Origin of the sequence: Streptosporangium roseum DSM 43021 (genome assembly GCF_000024865.1) — a bacterium.
Lineage (GTDB): Bacteria > Actinomycetota > Actinomycetes > Streptosporangiales > Streptosporangiaceae > Streptosporangium > Streptosporangium roseum.
In genome coordinates, this window is sequence record NC_013595.1 from 5,942,708 (window position 1) to 5,961,283 (window position 18,576).

At 71.0% G+C, this 18,576-nt stretch carries 18 protein-coding genes; 8 read left to right on the plus strand and 10 right to left on the minus strand.

Going from position 1 to position 18,576, the window contains the following annotated elements; genetic code table 11:
- Window positions 1-61: 61 nt before the first annotated feature.
- Window positions 62-1,354, minus strand: coding sequence for a cytochrome P450 (locus SROS_RS26125; RefSeq protein WP_012891920.1), 1,293 nt, complete (start codon window positions 1,352-1,354; stop codon window positions 62-64).
- A 505-nt stretch (window positions 1,355-1,859) separates the two neighbouring features.
- Between SROS_RS26125 and SROS_RS26130 the strand changes: the two genes are divergently transcribed.
- A complete protein-coding gene (locus SROS_RS26130) occupies window positions 1,860-2,795 on the plus strand; it encodes a nitroreductase/quinone reductase family protein (protein ID WP_012891921.1) in 936 nt (311 codons plus the stop codon).
- 172 nt (window positions 2,796-2,967) lie between these two features.
- On the opposite strand, the gene SROS_RS26135 is transcribed toward SROS_RS26130, so the two are convergent.
- Complete coding sequence (locus SROS_RS26135; RefSeq protein ID WP_012891922.1) at window positions 2,968-3,786, minus strand: TetR/AcrR family transcriptional regulator; 819 nt, start codon at window positions 3,784-3,786, stop codon at window positions 2,968-2,970.
- Between the two features lie 67 nt (window positions 3,787-3,853).
- Here SROS_RS26135 and SROS_RS26140 point away from each other — a divergent pair, with 67 nt between their 5' ends.
- A complete protein-coding gene (locus SROS_RS26140; RefSeq protein ID WP_012891923.1) occupies window positions 3,854-5,545 on the plus strand; it encodes a right-handed parallel beta-helix repeat-containing protein in 1,692 nt (563 codons plus the stop codon).
- A 124-nt stretch (window positions 5,546-5,669) separates the two neighbouring features.
- On the opposite strand, the gene SROS_RS26145 is transcribed toward SROS_RS26140, so the two are convergent.
- A complete protein-coding gene (locus SROS_RS26145) occupies window positions 5,670-6,266 on the minus strand; it encodes a TIGR03086 family metal-binding protein (RefSeq protein WP_012891924.1) in 597 nt (198 codons plus the stop codon).
- Between the two features lie 415 nt (window positions 6,267-6,681).
- On the opposite strand from SROS_RS26145, the gene SROS_RS26150 reads away from it, so the two are divergent.
- Window positions 6,682-7,374: a B3/B4 domain-containing protein gene (locus SROS_RS26150; protein WP_012891925.1), complete on the plus strand. Its 693-nt coding sequence runs from the start codon at window positions 6,682-6,684 to the stop codon at window positions 7,372-7,374.
- A 184-nt stretch (window positions 7,375-7,558) separates the two neighbouring features.
- Here SROS_RS26150 and SROS_RS26155 read toward each other — a convergent pair whose 3' ends face one another.
- The 3 genes from SROS_RS26155 to SROS_RS54525 form a co-directional block, all read right to left on the minus strand.
- Window positions 7,559-8,680, minus strand: coding sequence for a DUF5685 family protein (locus SROS_RS26155; RefSeq protein ID WP_012891926.1), 1,122 nt, complete (start codon window positions 8,678-8,680; stop codon window positions 7,559-7,561).
- Between the two features lie 485 nt (window positions 8,681-9,165).
- A complete protein-coding gene (locus SROS_RS26160; RefSeq protein WP_245564272.1) occupies window positions 9,166-9,684 on the minus strand; it encodes a GNAT family N-acetyltransferase in 519 nt (172 codons plus the stop codon).
- Complete coding sequence (locus tag SROS_RS54525) at window positions 9,612-10,172, minus strand: leucine-rich repeat domain-containing protein (protein WP_148269208.1); 561 nt, start codon at window positions 10,170-10,172, stop codon at window positions 9,612-9,614. The genes SROS_RS26160 and SROS_RS54525 overlap by 73 nt, the downstream gene beginning before the upstream one ends.
- A 432-nt stretch (window positions 10,173-10,604) precedes the next feature.
- On the opposite strand from SROS_RS54525, the gene SROS_RS26165 reads away from it, so the two are divergent.
- Window positions 10,605-11,504, plus strand: coding sequence for an aminoglycoside phosphotransferase family protein (locus SROS_RS26165; protein WP_012891928.1), 900 nt, complete (start codon window positions 10,605-10,607; stop codon window positions 11,502-11,504).
- Window positions 11,505-11,658: 154 nt separating this feature from the next.
- Here the strand turns inward: SROS_RS26165 and SROS_RS26170 are convergent, their stop codons facing one another.
- Entirely contained in the window at window positions 11,659-12,198 is a 540-nt protein-coding gene (locus SROS_RS26170) for a GNAT family N-acetyltransferase (protein WP_012891929.1), read from the minus strand.
- Between the two features lie 148 nt (window positions 12,199-12,346).
- On the opposite strand from SROS_RS26170, the gene SROS_RS54530 reads away from it, so the two are divergent.
- On the plus strand, window positions 12,347-12,733 hold the full coding sequence (locus SROS_RS54530) for a hypothetical protein (RefSeq protein ID WP_081453224.1): 387 nt from the start codon (window positions 12,347-12,349) through the stop codon (window positions 12,731-12,733).
- 124 nt (window positions 12,734-12,857) lie between these two features.
- Complete coding sequence (locus SROS_RS26180) at window positions 12,858-13,295, plus strand: cupin domain-containing protein (RefSeq protein WP_012891930.1); 438 nt, start codon at window positions 12,858-12,860, stop codon at window positions 13,293-13,295.
- 168 nt (window positions 13,296-13,463) lie between these two features.
- Here the strand turns inward: SROS_RS26180 and SROS_RS26185 are convergent, their stop codons facing one another.
- Window positions 13,464-14,198 carry an SDR family oxidoreductase gene (locus SROS_RS26185; protein ID WP_012891931.1) on the minus strand — a complete coding sequence of 245 codons (735 nt, stop codon included), beginning with the start codon at window positions 14,196-14,198 and terminating at the stop codon, window positions 13,464-13,466.
- Between the two features lie 151 nt (window positions 14,199-14,349).
- On the opposite strand from SROS_RS26185, the gene SROS_RS54535 reads away from it, so the two are divergent.
- On the plus strand, window positions 14,350-14,559 hold the full coding sequence (locus SROS_RS54535; RefSeq protein ID WP_425358637.1) for an Rrf2 family transcriptional regulator: 210 nt from the start codon (window positions 14,350-14,352) through the stop codon (window positions 14,557-14,559).
- Window positions 14,560-14,801: 242 nt separating this feature from the next.
- On the opposite strand, the gene SROS_RS26190 is transcribed toward SROS_RS54535, so the two are convergent.
- Entirely contained in the window at window positions 14,802-15,527 is a 726-nt protein-coding gene (locus SROS_RS26190) for a dienelactone hydrolase family protein (RefSeq protein ID WP_245564277.1), read from the minus strand.
- Window positions 15,528-16,180: 653 nt separating this feature from the next.
- The gene (locus SROS_RS26195) at window positions 16,181-17,035 is read right to left on the minus strand and encodes a universal stress protein (RefSeq protein ID WP_012891933.1); all 855 of its coding nucleotides are present in this window, start codon (window positions 17,033-17,035) and stop codon (window positions 16,181-16,183) included.
- A 329-nt stretch (window positions 17,036-17,364) separates the two neighbouring features.
- Between SROS_RS26195 and SROS_RS26200 the strand changes: the two genes are divergently transcribed.
- Complete coding sequence (locus tag SROS_RS26200; RefSeq protein ID WP_012891934.1) at window positions 17,365-18,561, plus strand: MFS transporter; 1,197 nt, start codon at window positions 17,365-17,367, stop codon at window positions 18,559-18,561.
- The last annotated feature ends 15 nt before the right edge of the window (window positions 18,562-18,576 follow it).

Genomic DNA, 18,576 nt, shown 5'->3' on the forward strand with positions numbered 1-18,576 from the left:
GTCCGGCTCGACGCCGGGCTGGGGGCGCCGCGCTCGATCGTCCTTGAGGTCGCCGCTCCCCTCACGCGTCCTCGGGGGCGTCCCAGGCGACCGGCAGGGCGTGCACGCCGTACACGAACATGTTGTCGCGCAGCGGCACCTCCTCTGGGCGGCAGTCCAGCCGCAGGTGCGGGAAGCGGCGCACCAGGGCGGGCAGGGCGACGGCCATCTCCGCGCGGGCGAGCTGCTGCCCCAGGCACTGGTGGATGCCGTGCCCGAAGGACAGGTGCGGGTTGCGCACGCGGGTGAGGTCGAGACCGGCCGGGTCGTCCCAGTGGGCGGGATCCCGGTTGACCTGCGGCGTCGAGATCATCACCGTGCCGCCCGCCGGGATCGGCTCGTCGCCGACCCTCACGTCCTCGGTGGCGGTGCGGAAGGGGCCCAGGTGGACGATCGAGAGGTAGCGCAGCAGTTCCTCGACGGCGTGGCCGGCCACCTCGGGGTCGCGGCGCAGCAGTTCGAGCTGTTCGGGGTGCTCCAGCAGGGCGAAGACGCCCAGACCGATCATGTTGGCCGTGGTCTCGTGCCCGGCGGCGAGCAGCAGGTTGGCGATGCCGACCAGCTCGTCGTCGGTGAGCTCCCCCGCGTGGTCGCCGTGGATCAGCCCGGAGATCAGGCCGTCGTCGGGCCGGGCGCGCCTGGCGGCCACCAGCTCGTGCATGAACTGCCGCATCTCGTCGCGGACCCGCAGCACCTCCTCCAGCGGCGCGTCCATGCGGAAGAGGGTCGACGTGCGGCGCTGGAAGTCGGTCCGGGCCTCGTACGGGACGCCGAGCAGCTCGCAGATCACCAGGGACGGCACGGGCAGGGCGAACGCGCTGACCAGCTCAGCGGAGGTGCCCGCGGCCGCCATCGCGTCCAGGTGGGCATCGACGATCTCGGTGATGCGCGGGGTGAGCGCGCGCATCCGGCGCAGGGTGAACTGGCCGATGACCAGCTTGCGCAGGCGGGTGTGCTCCGGCGGGTCCATGGCCACGAACTGCCCGGCCCTGGCGCGCGCGTCGAACAGCTTTTCACGCATCTCCTCGGGCACCGTGACCAGGGCGTTGCGCCGGTTGAACCGGTCGGCGCTGAACCGGGGATCGGACAGCACGGCGCGGGCCTCGTCCAGGCCGGTGACCAGCCATATTTCTTCACCGGTGTCCAGCTTCACCCGGCCGACCGGCGCCTTCTCGTGCTCCCTGGCCAGTGCCTGAGGCGGGTCGAACGGGCACCGCCGGGCCATCAGCTCGGGAGGCAGCGCCACCCGCATCGTGGCCTGATCAGGCGGCGGGGGCTGCTCGACGCGGGAGACCTCGGCTGTGGAACGGGTCATCGGCGCTCCTGTGGCGGATCACTGTGAATGGTGCGTCCTCGTCCGTCCATACCCGGGCTCGCATGCCATGCAACTTCGGACTTTCCTTTTTGTCGAGTCCGCTGTCAGCAGGTCGGGGAGAGATCTTCCGTGTTGACAGGCGTCTACCGGGTGGCTGTAATAGTCCGCGTGTCGCGTGACGCCGGCCAGAAGCAGTGGGCAGGCCGGTGGTTGGGCGGCACCATTCACCAAGGGACGATGCCATGAGTTCATACTCCGCGCCCTGCGCCTGACGTAATCGCCTCCGCACGTCGTCCCCTGTCCTCCGCGGGTGCCCGGCACCGCCGTGTGACGTCAGTACGCCCTGCCACCTCGACGGTCGCCCCCCGGTAGACCGTCCACGGCCCGTGTGCTCGATCGGCGCCCATCTCCGGGCGGGGTTCGCGTGCGGTCACCGCGCGCTGCGCGCATCACCGTCATCCACCATCACCATGGACCACACCCTTTTTTGGAGACCAGACACCGCATGTCCGCATCCTTCAACGAGCCGATCATCGAGGAGTTCCGAGCCAACGGTGGAAAGGTCGGCGGCCCCTTCGAGGGGGGCGACCTGCTGCTGCTGACCACCACCGGCGCGAAGTCGGGGCAGGAGCACACCATTCCCCTCGGCTACGTCCGCGACGGCGACCTGCTGCTGATCGTCGCGTCCGCCGCCGGGGCGCCCCGTCATCCCGCCTGGTACCACAACCTGCTCGCCCATCCCATGGTGCGGGTGGAGGTCGGCACCGAGGTGTTCGCGGCGATCGCGGTCCCCGCCGAGGGCGCGCGGCGCGAGCGGCTGTTCGAGCACGTGGTGCGCACGGCACCCGGCTACGCCGACTACCAGACCCGCACCACCCGGACCCTGCCGGTCGTGGTGCTGGAGCGCTCTGAACCCGAGGCGGGGCAGGACGGCCGCGAGGTCACCAACCTCGCCGAAAAGCTCCTGGAGATCCACACCTGGCTGCGCTCGCAGTTGCGGCACGTGCGCGCCGAGGCCGACGCCCACTTCGCCGCTCGGGCCGCCCACCAGGGGCCCGGCGAACCGCCCGCGCCGGGCCTGGGACTGCAACTGCGGCAGCACTGCCTGGCGTTCTGCGAGTCCCTGGAGTTCCACCACACCGGCGAGGACGCGCACATCTTCCCCGCCCTGGCGAGCTGGCACCCCCACCTGCGCGACACCCTCGACCGGCTCCGCGACGAGCACCGGACGGTCTCGCGCATCCAGGGCGAACTGCTCGCCCTGCTGACCGACATCGGCACCGCCGACCCCCGGCGTTTCCGCACCGAGCTGGACCGGATGTCGGAGGAGCTGACGGCACACCTCGACTACGAGGAGGAGTCGCTTCTCCCCGTCCTGGCCGAGATCCCGTTCCCCCCGGCACCGCCGGTGCCCGACTCGGCCGCAAGCACCGCCACCTGACCGGGCGGCCACCTCGGCGCCACCCCCCGGTGGGGCCGTGACGGGCCGGTGAGCGCCGCCCGCCCGCCGGACCTTCTCCGCCGGGGCCGGCGGGCGGCATGGCGTCCGCCGAGCTCACACCGGATGATCGGCGGACGGACCGCCTGCCGCTCCGGCGCCGGAACCGGGCCGGTCAGCTCTTGCGCGTCCGGTAGGCGCGTTGCCGGCAGGCCCGGGAGCAGTAGTCCCGCGGCCGGCCGGTGGCGGCGGCCTCGACGGTCTTACCGCACACCGCACATCGAGTTTCATCACGCGTTTCGTCACGGAGGAGCGTTTCTATGCCATCAAGCACCCGCTGCAGGCCGAACTCGAACGGGTCCAGCGGCGTGTCGTATCCCCCCTCCCGGTAGACGCGGTTCAGCGTCGGATACCGGTCGAGGTGCTGGAAGAGCGAGTCGCGGGCCCCCCACCACTCCTCCTCGCTGACACCGGTGCGCCGCTCGGTCCGCACGGTCTCCAGGACCTGCCGGGCGGCACTCTCGACGAACCCGCCGACGAGGGTCACCACCGCCACCACCTCCGCGGGCGGCAGCCCGGCCCGCGCCGCCGCGCCCAGCGCCCGCTCGAAGCTCGCCACCGCGTTCGGCCCGGGCACCTGCCGAGCCCCCGACGACTCGGCCAGCCAGGGGTGCCGCCGGTAGAGCGCCAGGCAGTCCCGCGCCCAGGCCTCCAACTCCGCCCGCCAGCCCGGCCTCCGGCCGGCGCCCGCGTCCGGCCCCTCGCCCATCACCTCGTCGCGCATGAGGTCGACCAGCTCCGCCTTGCCCGGCACATGGCGGTAGAGCGACATGGTGGTGAAGCCGAGCCGCTCGGCGACCCGCCGCATGGACACCGCCGCCAGGCCCTCGGCGTCGGCCAGCTCGATCGCGGCCCGCACGATCCGCTCCAGGCTGAGGCCGCGCCTGGATCTCGCCCCCCACAGGAGTTCGGTGCTGCGCTCCGGATCCGCCATCTTGACTCCTCTCCATGTATATGCTGTATACCAGATGTGTACACCATATACACGAAAGGCCACCCCCATGCTCTTCGTTGATCCCTCAGGTGACGACTCCGGCCCGGGTACGGCCGAACGGCCGTTCGCCACGTTGGACCGGGCCCGCGCGGCGGCGGCGCCGGGCAGCGTGGTCAACCTCAGGGCCGGCACCCACCGCCTCACCGAACCGTTCCGGCTCTCGGCCGCCGACTCCGGCGTCGTCTACCAGGCCTACGGCTACGGCACCGCCGCGCAGGAGAAGGTCGTGGTCAGCGGCGGCCGGAGGATCACCGGCCGGCGCCGGGACGACGACGGCGTCTGGCGGTCCGAGGCTCCCGGCCTGGCCACCCGCCAGCTCTACGTCTCCGGACGCCGCGCCGTACGGGCCGCCATCGCCCTCGACCAGAACCTGACCAGGACCGAGACCGGTTACGTCATCAACGACCCCGCGCCCCGGTCCTGGCAGGGCGAGGTGGAGTTCGTCTACCGGGGCGCCTATCCCTGGTCCGAGGCCCGCTGCCCGGTGGCGCGGATCTCCGGGGACGGGCGCTCGACCACCGTCACGATGGCGCAGCCCGCCTTCGGCTGGGCGGCCCGCCTCTACCAGTCGGTCATCACCTGGGACGGCCCGGGCGCCGGGGAGACCAACGGCGCCGATGCCCCCACCTCGGCCGAGAACAGCCCCGCGTTCCTGACCGAGGGCACCTTCGCGCTGGCCGGCGGCGTCCTGCACTACCTGCCGCTGCCGGGTGAGGATCTCGACGACGTGGTCGCGCCGGTGCTGGAGACGCTGCTGCACGCCCGGGACGTGCACGACGTCGCCTTCCTCGGCATCACCTTCGCGGAGGCGACCTGGCTGCGGCCCAGCGCGCCGGAGGGTTTCCTGCACTACCACGGCAACGGCTACTACGACGGCGGCCCGCTCCAGACGGTCACCTTCGCCGAAGGCCAGGGGCAGGTCACCGTCCCCGGCGACTCCGCGGCCATGCCCGGTAACGTGATCTTCGAGAACTCCTCGCGGGTCACGCTGGAGGGCTGCCGGTTCACCCGGCTGGGCGCGGTCGCGCTGGAGTTCCGCGGCGACGGCGTGGGCAACGTGCTGCGCGACAGCGTGGTGGACGAGGTGTCCGGCGGCGGCGTGGTGATCGGCTCGGGGGCGCGCCACCACCGGGTCGAGAACAACCACGTCCACCATGTCGGCCGTGACTACCACGGCTCACCCGCCATCCTGCTGTCCGGCACCCAGGACACCGTCGTGGCGCACAACCAGGTCAACGACGTGCCGCACGCGGGCATCGTGGTGTATGAGGGGCGCGGCGCCCAGGTGCTGAACAACCTGGTGCACGACACGATGCAGGTGCTGGCCGACGGCGGCGGCGTCTACCTGTCCGGCAGCCAGGGCGCCTCGTACGCCAGCGGCGCGCTGGTCCGCGGCAACGTCGTCCGGGACACGATCACTCCTTACAACTTCGGCCTCTACACCGACTACGGCGCCGCCTGGGTCACCGTCCAGGGCAACGTCGTCCACCGGGCCGACACCCCGGTGGTGCTGAACGTGTCGCCGCCGCTGGAGCACGTGGCGTTCATCGGCAACTTCTGGGACGCCGACCCCGGCGATCCCCCCGGGGGTGTGACACTCGCCGACAACACGACGCTGTCGGGGAAGGCGCTCGACGACGACCCGACGGTCGCCGACATCGTGGCCGGCGCGGGGCTCGGCGGCCCTCGCCGGGCATGAGCGGGTCGTCGTCCCGGCCGGCCACCGGGGCGACGGCCTCTTCCGGCTGCGCGGCTGCGCGTCCGCGTCGCCGGCGACACCGTATCTCCTCCGGATGACCGCGGGAGATACGGCGGACCGCCGGTCAGGCGGTCCAGTCGGGGCGGCGGCCGAGGTAGCGGAGCAGCGCGGCGACATCGCCGTCCCCGTCTTCGGCTCCGAGCGCCGCCGCGTAGGCGCCGTACGCCCTGAGCGGCTCGACGATGGCGGTGGCGACGGGCATCAGCTCCCGGGCGAGCGCCGGGGTGAGCGGCGAGGGCTGCCCGGTGGCGACGGCGATGTCCCAGGCGTGGACCGCGGCGTCGAGGGCACAGGCGCCGGCGCCGAGCGAGGCGGTCAGCTTGCCCGGCGGCACCGGGACCGCGACCTCCTGGTCGTCCTTGCCGACGGTCGCCCAGGCGTCGGCGGAGGCCTTCATCGCCTCCTCGGCCACGGCCGAGGGGGAGGCGCTCAGCGTGCCGGAAGGCGCGAACGGGTCCTCGGACGGCCCCGGCCCTCCCGTGATGAAGGCGGCGAAGCCGAGCTGGTCGCCCGCGGCGTGCTGGAGCACCTGGGTCACGTTCCACCCCGCGCAGGGGGTGGGCCGGTCCCAGTCACCGGCGGCCACGCCGCGGACGGCCGTGCGCAGCGCCTCATGCGCGTCGTTCAGCACGGTCCACCCGGTCGCGGTGTCGTCGTTCATTGCTTCCCCGTCTCTCCGTCCGGCTCGACCCGCCACCCTTCGGGGCGGGTCGTCGTGTCTCCATCATAGCAGAACAGAATCATCTATTCCGCTATTTCCGGCTCATCTCCCATCTGCCCTGGGCGGGCGACCCGGACCCGCCCAGGTGGGCGGACACGGGGTCCCGGATCGCCGGGGAACCGCCGCAATCCACCCTGCGGACGCCGGAGTTGAGTACTGTCTTCATGCTGCTCACGGTCGTCGTCTTCAGCGCCCGCGGCGTCCCCGCCGCCTCGGTGAGGAACCACGGGACCTCACGGCCTCGGGTGACGACCTGGACGCGCCGCGTGTTCGCCGGCTCCTTCGTCGCGCTCGGCGCCGAACCCGTTGTGTCCGATCGACAGATCCGTTCCAGTCCGCGACAGGGGCCCGCCTCATGCACTTCCAGCACTCCAGTGAGATCTGGTCAGACCATCCGGAGCTCGTCGCCGGCGCGGTCGTCGCCAGGGGGATCACCGGGGGCGCCTCCGTCGGCCCTCGGGTCGCCAGGTTCAACGCCATCGCCGAAGCACGGCTCGCGACGGCCTCGGAGGCCGAGCTGCCCGAGATACAGGCCTGGCGACGCGCCTTCTCCAGGATGGGGCTCAAACCCACCCAGTATCGATGCGCCTCGGAGTCACTGCTGCGGCGCTTCAGGAAGGAGGGGGCCCTGCCACGGATCCACCCCCTGATCGATCTCTGCAATGCGATCTCGCTCGCGTTCGCGATCCCGGTGGCCGTGTTCGACGTCGCCGAGATCTCCGGGAGCCTCGAAGTCCGGCACGCGGATGGTGACGAGAGCTACCTGACCTTCTCGGGGCAGACGGAGAACCCCGACGTGCGCGAAGTGATCTTCGCCGACGCCGCCGGGCGGGCGCATGCCCGGCGATGGACGAATCGGCAGAGCGGCCACTCGGCCGTCCGGGAGACGACGACCACGGTCCTGGTCGTCGCGGAGGCGATGCACGGTTCGGCGTCCGTGGACGTCCCGAAACTGACGGCCACGGTCGCGGACGAGCTCAACGCCGTCTGGCAGGTCGCGCCGCGGACCGCCCTGCTGAGCCCGTCCTCGCCTCGACTGGAGTTCTGAGGCCCCTGCCCCCGGGTGGGCGGCGCCCGCGCATCCGCGCGACGGCGGGACCGCCCTCATCGCGCCACCCCGCCACCGGCACCCGTCGGAGCGGGTCGTCGCGGGCGTGAGCCGGGCGGTTCCGGCCAGGGGTCAGTGTGCGGCGGTGAGCCCGTTCAGGACGTCCTCTCCCCCGGCCCGGCCCCTAGCAGTCGCAGCACGAGCAGCCTTCGCAGCACGAGCAGCAGCCCGAACAGCCGTCGCAGCACGATCCGCAGGAGTCGCAGCCGCTGGGGTCGCACCGCTCACCGCAGGACTTGTAGCGGTCCTCGTCCCACGGGGGGCGGTACAGACCGCAGGTGCAGCAGGCCATCGCGACGCACATCCACGACAGCAGGCCGCCCGGATCCGGCTTGAGCCGGGGGTCGTCCGGCGGCGCCTTCGGGCCCTTCTTCCCGCTCCCGGCCTCCGTCCCGGATCCGGCCCCGTCGAAGACGCGGGTGACGGAGTGCCCGATCTCCTTGACCAGCAGCGCCCTGACCAGCCTCCGCCTTTCCAGGTCGAGCTCGGCCACCGTCAGCTCCAGGCCGAGCAGTGCGTCCTCGCAGTGCCGCCGGGCGGTCTCCAGGTCGGTTCCGGAGGCGACCAGCGGGTTGTAGGAGCCGGTCGCGCGGTCCTGTGCCAGGTCCTCCACCGCGTCGAGCAGGTGGGCCAGCCGGCCGAAGTAACGTCCCGCCTCCTCCAGCGAATCCCGGTTGTGCGGCTTGCCCGCGAGCAGGGCCGTGTGACCGAAGGCGGCGGCGACCGCGGCCTCGGTGGGGGCGGTGAGCTCCAGCAGGCTCAGGCCCGGAGTGTTCTCCAGCCTGGTCTGATCATCGACCGCCCTGGTCAGGGGGTCCGGGGCGAACCCGAGGGCGGCGGCCGTACGCAGTCCCGCGACTGACCAGCGGGCGGCGACGCGCTCGGCGGCGGCGGCCACCGGCTTCCGCGCGTAGGCTCCGTCCCCGTCTGCGACATGGTCCTTGATCTTGCCCGCGGCCAGGATCAGGGAGACCGCCGCCGCCAGCCGCACCCCCTCTGCCTCGACGACGTCGGCACCCTTGAACCCGCGCAGAGCGCACATCCCCGCCCGGCGCTGCGGGGAGGAGGCGACCGTCTGCGCTTCGGTGAGCACTGAGACGAGCAGGCCGTCGTAGTTGGTCACCAGCCGGGAGGCGTGACCGTGTTCATCCCGGAGCGCCAGGCAGAGACCGCACAGGTGCGCCATCCACTCCTTGAAAAGCCCGCTGCACATCCCATGGCGACACGGACGGATGATCCCAAACATATATCCCCTTTAGTGCGAATGGGGTACAGCCTGCCAGGCGCCGGTTGCGCGTCGCTTGCAGACTGCCGCACCCGCCCACCGCCGATCCGGATCCGGCGGCAACGTTAAGGCAGGCTTACCTAATGACCACATCGGAGGTGGTGCCAGGCCGGTCAACCCCCATGAAGATCACGTCGCCCCCCCTTTTCCCGTCCGGCGACCGGGTCGGCCACGAGAAGGACAGCGGCGCGCCGATCGGTCGGCGCGCGGGTGTACCGTCCAACCAGCCGGGTCGATCATGAAGGATGCCTGCTGTCGGGCTGCGAGATGCACAGTTGGACATGTCTCAAGGTGAGCGTGTCGGCAGATACAGCGACGTGGCGAGCGCGCTGGCGTTGCGCAGTGACCGGCACCGCTGTTTCGCGGCATCGACATGCCGGATCGAGCGCCCGGTTGTTGTCAGGTGCGGCAGCTTCGGTGCGCGCGGCATGGACGGACGGTTGCCTTCAACGGGCGAGGCGAGGCCGCCCAACGGGCCAAGTCTCGGACCGGGTCCCTTCAGCCGAGGCAAGAGGCCATCGCCGGGCCGGGAGTGGGTCGCGCACCATGAATACGTCCACCTCGTCCTCGGTCTCAACCGTGAAGCCGTGCCGCTCGTACAACCGCCGGGCCGGACTGCCCCGCAGCACGTTCAGCCGGACCGCGGCGGCTTCGCGGTCGCACCGTTCCAGCAGCCTGCTCAGTACGGCGGAACCGATGCCCCTGCCCTGCAGATCCGGCTCCAGGTAGAAGTGCTCCAGCCACTGGGTGTCCTTCGCCGGCCGCAGCGCCACACAGCCGGCCGGGGCACCCCCCACCTCGATCATCCAGGTGTGCGCCGGCGTGAACCCGTCCCGCAGTCGCTGCCGCACACGCTGCGCGTCGTACCGTCCGAGCCGCACGAGATCCGGCTTCAGCACCGCCGCCCGCAACTCGGCCACCGCCTCGACGTCCGCCATCGAAGCGGGCCGAAGCTTCCAGCCCACCACGATCGTGATGCTATCGCCCTGGACTCCTGCCAATCCCGGGAAGTCTCCCACCAGGCGATCCGAGCAGTTGATCGTTCTGTCAGACAGATCCCACTGCTGTGACCGGAAACGTTCACCGGGTTGCTGCTCGGGTCGGTGGAGCCCGGACAGGGCGGTGAGGTTCCCAAACCACTCCGGCAACCGGGTGAGCCGGTTGCCGGATCAGTGAGGGCGGTGAGGTTCCCGAACGACTCCGGCAACTCGGTGAGCCAGTTGCCCCTCAGGTCGAGATCGGTGAGGGCGGTGAGTTCGCTCAACCAGTCCGGCAGCTCGATGAGCTGGTTACCGGACAGGTCGAGCGAGGTGAGAGCGGTGAGGTCCCGCACCGACTCCCGTACCCGACGGAGCCGACGGTCGGACAGGTCCAACACTGTGGCACCACTCCCCAGCACCGCCTCGACCGCCTGATCGACCGTTCCCCGCACCCTGACTCCCGCCCATCCCATCGGGACACCCCGGCATCCACCCAACGGCGAGCAACCTACCGACCTCTCCCACACCCCCTCAACATCACCGTCAGACCGTCGGACGGCCCCGGCGCGCCCTACGGCCTGACCGGGTCACGTCCAGCGAGGTAGGTCCGAACGGCGACCGCTCTGGTTCTTCGCACCTACCTTGCGCCTTCCGTGCCGCCGGCCAGTTGCTGGGTCAGGCGAGCCAGCCGTTCGTCCCACGGTGCTCCACATCGTCGCGCCATGCGCAGGGTAGAAGTGGACTCTCCAGATTCTCCGCAAGGTAAGTCCGGAATTCACAAGGTTCACCCGGACGGGACAGTGTTGAGCGCCGATTCCGAGAAACCCGGTCGACAAGCGAGCTTGCGACGCACTGTGATGGTCCGACTGCCCGCCATACGGAGCGGGCCGACCGCAGGAGCTGCCTTGGCAACCGCGAGAACCGCGGACACCCGCCCCGCGATCGATGCCGCACTGGTCAGGCGCCTGGTTGATACGCAGTTCCCACAGTGGGCCGAGTTGCCCTTGGAACTGCTCCACCCTGCCGGCTCGGACCATGTGATCTACCGGCTGGGGGAAGAGCTGTCTGTCCGGCTGCCCCGCCACGCCGGCGCCATCGGACAGGCCCGGAAGGAATCCGAGTGGCTGCCCCGGCTCGCCGCGCACCTGCCACTGGCCATTCCGGCACCGGTGGGAATGGGCGAGCCCGGCTTCGACTATCCGTGGCGGTGGGCGGTGTCCCGCTGGCTGGACGGCGAGGTGGCGACCGTCGAGGCCCTGGCCGACTCGTCCGGGGCCGCCGTCGAACTGGCGGGATTCCTGACCGCCCTTCAGCGGTTCGCGCCCGAGGAGATCGCGGCCGTGGAAGCCCGCGAGGACCTCACCATCCGGCCGTTGGCCGACCGGGACCGCGCGACGCGGGCCGCTATAGCGAAGGTCGACGGCTTGTTCGACACCGCGGCCATGACCGAGCTGTGGAACGCGGCGCTGAGCGCCCCCGGATGGGATCGCCCTCCGGTCTGGGTCCACGGCGACTTCCACACAGGCAACCTACTGATCGACAACGGCCGCCTAAGCGCGGTCATCGACTTCGGCGGGCTCGGCATCGGCGACCCAGCCTGCGACCTGACAATCGCCTTCACCCTGATGTCAGCCGGGAGCCGGGCCGCCTTCCGCGCCGCGCTCGGCGTAGACGACGCCACCTGGATCCGGGGTCGCGGCTGGGCCCTGGCCACCGGCCTGAACGCCTACACCTCCTACGCCGCCGTCAACCCCCGGGTAGCCACACAGACCATCCGTCAGATCACCGCGGCCCTCATCGGCTAGGCACGTAACAGAAGGCCTGCGCCCTGCTCAGTGGGCAATATCGGTGCCGAGTTCGAAGTCCTGGGCCCGCCGGAGTTCGCCGCGCATGTCCAGGAGTGGGGCGCCCGCTTCCTCCGGTCCGCTAGGACGTGTTTCATGAGCGGCGCCGTGCGGCTCATACCTCTGGAAGGGAGGGATCGGGTTTCCAGGGGTTTGGTGCGGTGATGGACCAGCGTTCATGGTCGCGCCAGGCCCCGTCGATGTAGAGGTAGGCGGGCGACAGCCCTTCGTAACGGAAGCCCAGGCGCTGGGCCAGGGCCAGGGATGCTTTGTTCGCTGGCTGAATGTTGGCCTCCAGCCGGTGGAGCCGCAGGTCGGTGAAGGCGTGCTGCAGGGTGACGGCGAGCCCGTCGGTCATGTAACCCTGCCCTGCGGACGGGGCGAAGGCCGCATAGCCGAGGGACGCGCCCTGGTAGCGGCCCCGGATGATCGAGTTGATGTTGACCGTGCCGGCGGCTGCGCCGGTCTCCCGGACACGGATCAGAAAGCCCAGGTTGGTGCCGGCGTCGAAGCGGCGCATCCAGACCTGGAACTCCTCCGGGGTCGCGGGCAGTTGCATCCATGGCAGGTGCAGCTCGATGCTGGCCTGCACGAGCGAGCAGAACTCGTCCTGGTCGGAGAGGGTGAGCGGGCGCAGTTCGACCCGTGATGGCATTTCGGACACGGACCAACGTTAGGGCCTGTTGTGAGCAGTGGATCGCCCGAGTGATCCATCTGGGATGATCTTGGTGTGGGTCGTGGTGATTTGACCGCCGCACAGTGGGCGGTCGCGTGGTGGGCTGACTACCAAGCTGCATCTGACCGTGGAGCAGAGCCAGAAGCCGCTGTCGCTGGTGATCACTGCCGGGCAGCGGGGTGACTCGCCGCAGTTCAAGGCCCTGGAGCCGGTGATCGAAGAAGCCGCCCGCCCCCGCGCCGGGAGCCGGGCGACCACAGCGTCCTCATCGAGCTGTCACCGGTCGGGACTGGAGGCGCTGCGCGCCGTGCTTCTCTCCGGGGTCGAGCCCTTCGGCGGGACCTGGTCTCTGGTCGAGTCGCTGATCCTCGTGCTGGGTACGGCCGGCAGGGGCGTCCTGGTTCTCGCCCGCGCATCGACGGCCAGGTGTAGTGACCTGAGAGGTTGGGTACGCGGCTGGCAGGTGGTCGGCCGTGGCCGGGGCAGCCGTAATGGGTGCGGGGCCGGGCGATGACGCGATTTTCGGGCAGATCAAGTACAGCGACCGCCCTGGCCGGACCGCGGTCGGGCAGGAGCACGTCCATCGCCGGGCACCGGCCCGGCTCCACCATCATCAATTCGTCACGGAGGTATTTCCCATGCCGGACACCGATCCGACCACCGACGAGCAGAAACCGAGATCGACAGCGTGGCAGACGGCCCTCACCCTGCTGCAGGAGGCGGAACCACCCTTCATCCCGGCGGGAGCGCACGCGATGACCGTGGTCATCGCGTTCCCGCCCGGTGATCCCGGTACGCCGCCGCACCGCCACTCCGGCCCGGCGTTCGGCTACGTGCTGGAAGGCGAGATGCTGTTCGAACTGGAGGGCGAGCCCGAACGGGTCATCCGGGCAGGGGAGGCGTTCTGGGAGCCGGGTGGCGACGTCATCCACTATCAGGACGGCAACAACCGCGACGACGTCCCGCTCCGTTTCACCGTCACGATGCTGTGCGAACCCGGCAAGCCGATGCTTACCCTGGTCGACGACGGAGAGCTCGCCCAGCGCGAGGCCCTCCGCGCCCCGAGGCCGTCCTGATCCCGGAGGAACTCCCTGGCGTGGCGCTGCCGCACACGGCCGGCGGAGAACGCGAGCGCCGGCGGACCGCGAGCCCGTGTGAGACTGCGAGCGCCGCACGGTCATCTCGCAAGGCCGGTGCGTCCGGCTCACCGGGGACGCGGGACTACGGGCCCGGCGATCCGGACGTCAGGCGGTGAGCCAGTCCCGGTAGTGCGTCGGAGCGATGCGGGCGCCGTCCTTGGCGATGATGGCGTCATCGGGTACGGCCGCGAACATTCCGGCGCTGTCGTCGGTGGTGACGCTGCGCCTGTCGCCGCGGACCGCGAGCGTGATCCTGCCGAGTTCGTCCAGCGGGAAGACATCGGGACCGGCGATGTCGCGGGTGCCCTGGAGCGGACTGCCGGCAGCGACCTCGGCCACGGCCTGGGCGACGTCGGCCGAGGCGATGGGCTGCAGCGGGGTGGCAGGCAGGCGAACGGTCTCCTCGTCGGCGGACCAGGACAGGACCGCGTCCATGAATTCGAAGAACTGGGTGGCGCGCACGATCGAATACGGGATGGGGCCTGCCTTGAGGATGTCCTCCTGCAGGACCTTGGCACGGTAGTAGTCGAGGTCGGGCACCTGGTCCGCGCCGACGATGGACAGGATGACGGCGTGGCCGACACCTTCACGCCGGGCGGCCTCCAGGAGGTTGTCCATGGTCGTCTGGAAGAAGGCGAGCGAGGCCTCGTCGAAGGTGGGCGAGTTCGTCAGGTTGACGACGGCGTCGGCACCCACCAGCGCCTGCGGCAGCCCCTGGCCGCTGAGGAGGTCCACGCCGGTGGACTGCGAGTGGGGCACCGCCTCGTGCCCGGCCGCCTTGAGGATCTTGACGACCTGCGACCCGACGAGCCCGGTCCCACCCATCACGATGATCTTCATATCTGTCACGCCTTCCCTGCGAAGTCAGCTCTTCGGTCCGCTTGTCTGATCGCTGCACCATGGCCGAAACTTGGGCATTTCCTATCCGAGAACTTCTTCTCGGATAGGAAATGACCGGGCAAGGGGGGTGTGGTCAGGTGAGGCGATGAAGATGTCAGGCGGGGTCGCCTGGGCATTGCACTGCTGTGTCGCCCTCACCACCAGCAGCAGGCCCGTCCCGGCGGCCAAACTCGCGGAGCTGCACGACGTCCCCGGCAGCTACCCCGCCAAGCGACTCCAGTCTCTTTCCCGCGCCGGGCCCATCCACTCCGGCCAGGGGAAATCCGGTCCGTCCAGAGGAAATCCGGCGGCTACGCGCTGACGCGCACCCCCGAGACGATCACCGTGCTCGACGTGGTCCAGGCCGTCGACGGGCCGGGCTCCGCCGCCATGTGCACCGAGATCCGCCGGCGTGGCCCGCTCGCGGCCCCCGCCGCATCGTGCACCACGCCGTACGCGATCGCCCGGATCTGCACCCGCTCGCCATGCCGAACAGTCCGGCTCGCGACGCACCGGCCGGGAACGGGGTCCGGCCGGCGCGTCGCGAGCTACAAGGCAGCGGCCTTATCCAAGGTGCCGTGCGAAGAACCGCAGCGCGTTGCCGGTCTCGAACGCGGGGATTCCCCCGTGGTCGCCGGGGTTGGCGTGCAGCGTCTTGTCGGTCGAGCCCAGGGCGTCGAACAGCGCCAAAGCCTGGTCCCTGGGCACCCGCGTATCGTCCCATTGGAGCAGGAACTGCACCGGCACGGTGACCCGGGCGGCGGCTGCGGCCAGCCCGTGCACGCCGAGCAGACCCAGCACCGCGGCGCGGATCCGGGAGTCGGCGGCGAGCAGCGGCATACCGAGCCCGCAGCCCATCGACACCCCCCAATAGCCGACCGGACCGGCGCCCACGTGGTCGAGCTCCTGGACCGCGGTCAGAACGGCCTGCCAGTCGGCGACGGCCTGCCCGGCCAGCAGGTCGTGCATGGCCGCGACCAGCCCGGCCGGATCCTCTCCGGCGGCCATGCGGGCCCGCATATCGCCCGCGAACTGGATGAACTGTTTATCTTTCGGCCGGTCGCCGTGGTTGGGGGCATCGATCGCGGCGACGGCGAAACCCCCCTCGGCGACGAACCGGTGCGCGCCGGCCAGGACGCCGGGGGCCTTCTTGTGCTGGCCGCCGCCGTGTCCCATCAGGATCAGCGGGCGGGGGCCGGTGGCGCCCTGCGGTGCGAACAGCACACCGGTGATCTCGCCGAGAGTGAAGGACTGTTCGGTGACGCCGTCGGTCGACGTCTGAGAGGTCAAGCTGAAGCGCATAGCGTTTCAAAGCCTTTCGGGGGTGCCTTGTGCGGGCGCTCCCTAGACCATGCACGGGAGGGAGCCCCGACCTGTCATCACAGCGTTGATCGGTCTCACCTCCTCCAGTCGTAGTGCTGCACGGCGACGCCGAAGCTATCACACGGGCCCCGCCGGGCAGACGTTGCCTGACGCGGCACCAGAGCGACCACGTCTCACCAAGCTTGACAAGCTCCGCAGCGGCCTGCGCCTGTTGTGGCTCAGTCCGGTTACGCAAGTTCGATGATCCGTTTCGCCAGCGTCGCCCGGAGGCCGGACGGGAGGCTCTGGCCGCTGAGGGAGTCATCTGACCACAGGCCGTCAGCCGCGAGACAGGCGATCAAGTGCCGCATCGGAAGGACGGGCTGATGTCGCAGTGGGATGACGAGGACGCCGTCGCGTACGCGCACCAAAACAGGCGGCGGGCGGGTGACGCGACGACGTGACCCGCCCGCCGCCCCGATCGGGGAGGAAGCTCCGGCCTGCGTATCCGCTGAAGATTTCGCCGATGCCACCGGGACCCCGACGAGGTCTGCCGAGAGGCGGAACCCAGCTCGGCGCTTCCGGGAACGGGACCGTGTCGCCGACCGGCGGCCAAGGCACGTTCGGGAGGCGGAGGGCTCCTATGCCGGCGTGCCGGACGCCACGACCAGTGGGCAGGCGGCGTGGTGCAGCAGCGCGTGGCTCACCGAGCCCAGCAGGAGCCCGGCGAGGCCGCCACGGCCACGTGACCCCACGACCAGCAGGTCCGCGTGTTCCGAGGCGCTTCTCAGGAGCTCCACCGGGTGCCCGTGCTCCACCTGCTCGATGACCTTGACATCCGGATGACGCCCGGCCCAGCCCGCCAGCACCTCGGCCAGCAGGCGCCGCTCCCCTTCGGCCATCTCCTCGGCGGACGCCAGGGCGAACGGGCCGCCCCCGATGACGGGCCGGTTCCACGCGTGAACCGCCCGCAGGGCGGCGCCGCGCAGGGACGCCTCGGCGAAGGCGAATCCGACGGCGGTCCCACCGGCCGGAGAGCCGTCGACCCCGACGACCACCTCGCCGCGTGCCTGTGCGGGCACCGTCCGCACGACGGCGACCGGGCAGGAGGTGTGTCCGGCCACGCCCAGCGCGACCGATCCCAGCAGCATGCCGGAGAACCCGCCCAGCCCGTGACTGCCGACCACCAGGAGGTCGGCGTCCTTCGCCGCCTCGATCAGGACGAGCCGGGGGTCGCCCGGGAGCAGCTGCGACTCCACCCTGACACGAGCGTCCGCTTCACGGGCCCGCTCCACCGCCTCCGTCAGCATGGAGGCGGCCCCGTCGCGCATCCAGCGCCCCACGTCGGCGTACGGGGCGTCCTCGGACATCTCCAGCGGCCAGGCCGGCATGACGTGCACGACGCGCAGCCCGGCCCCGCGTAGCGCTGCCTCCTGTACGGCCCAGCTCACGGCCTCAAGCGCGGCCGGTGAACCGTCGACTCCCACAAGGATCATGACGTCTCCCCTTCCATGGCTCCGGCACATCCCATGGTTTCAGCACACCGTGAGACGGCACCGAGGCGACCCCGGCGAAAGCCCTCCCGGCGGACCTCCGGTCACCGCGTGACGGGTTTGGGGACCTCCCGCTCCCCCGTCGCCGGGTCCCTCCCGGCTCGCCAGGCAGGCGCCACGGCACGCCCGCGCAGCCGGTCGCCCTCCGGTTCGGGCCTTTGGCCATAGGCGATGGGACTAAAGACTCTGATATCCACATACGTCGTCACAGAAGGGTAAGAGGGCCTCACCAAACACCTCACGCAACGTCTGTCCCCGGAGGGATTGGCACGATGACGACCGTCCGACAGGCCGAACCGGAAGCGACCAGGGGCGGCCGGACAGCCGCCCTCGTGCTCGCGACGACCGCCTTCGCGGTGAACTTCTGGGCCTGGGCCCTCCTCAGCCCGCTCGGTCCCACCTACAAGGACTTCCTCGGACTGAGCCCGCTGGCGGTGTCGGTCCTGGTCGCCGTACCGGTCATCGTCGGATCGCTGGGCCGGATCGTGCTCGGCGGCCTGACCGACCGCTACGGCGGGCGGAGGGTGTTCGCGGTGGCGAGCCTGCTCGGCGTGGTTCCCGTGGTGTTCCTCGCCTTCGCCGAGAGCTATCCGACGCTGCTGGCCGGCGGACTGCTGCTGGGCATGACCGGGGCGACCTTCGCCATCGGCGTGCCGTACGTGAACGGATGGTTCCCGCCGGAGCGCCGCGGCCTGGCGCTGGGCGTCTTCGGCATGGGCAACGTCGGCACCGCGGTCTCCGGCTTCGCCACCCCCTGGCTGGCGGTCGAGTTCGGGCACAAGACCCCGTTCTTCGTGGTCGCCGCCGCCCTGGTCCTCGTCGGCCTGGCCTTCCTGGCCGTGGGCCGCGACGCCCCGGGGACCCAGGCGGCCACCGAGCCGTTCCTCACCCGGTTCCTCGCCGCGGCGCGGCTGCGGATCACCCTGGAACTGGCGGCGATGTACGCCCTGACCTTCGGCGGATTCGTCGCCTTCGGCGTCTACCTGCCGCTGTATCTCAAGGCCGCCTACGGGCTGACCACCGCCGACGCGGCGGCCCGGGCCGCGGGGTTCGTGCTGCTGGCCACGCTGACCCGTCCCGTCGGCGGCTGGCTGGCCGACCGGGTGGGGAGCCGGCCGGTGCTGGGCGGGGCGCTGGCGGCCGTGTCCGTGTGCGCGATCATCGTGGCCTTCGCTCCGGCGATGCCGCTGGCGACGGCGGGTTTCCTGACCATGGCCGCCGCGCTGGGGCTGGGCAACGGCGCGGTGTTCGCGCTGCTGGGGCGGGTGGTGCCCGCCCGGATGGTGGGCAGCGCGACCGGCGTGGTCGGCGCGGCCGGCGGTCTCGGCGGGTTCCTGCCGCCGATCGTGATGGGGCTGATCTACCAGGCCACCGGCTCCTACGCCATCGGGCTGATGCTGCTGGCGGTGGTCGCCTCGGCCGCCCTCGTCTACTGCTGGTTCGTCCTGCAGGCAGGCGAGCGGCCTTGACGCCGGCGGCGGAGA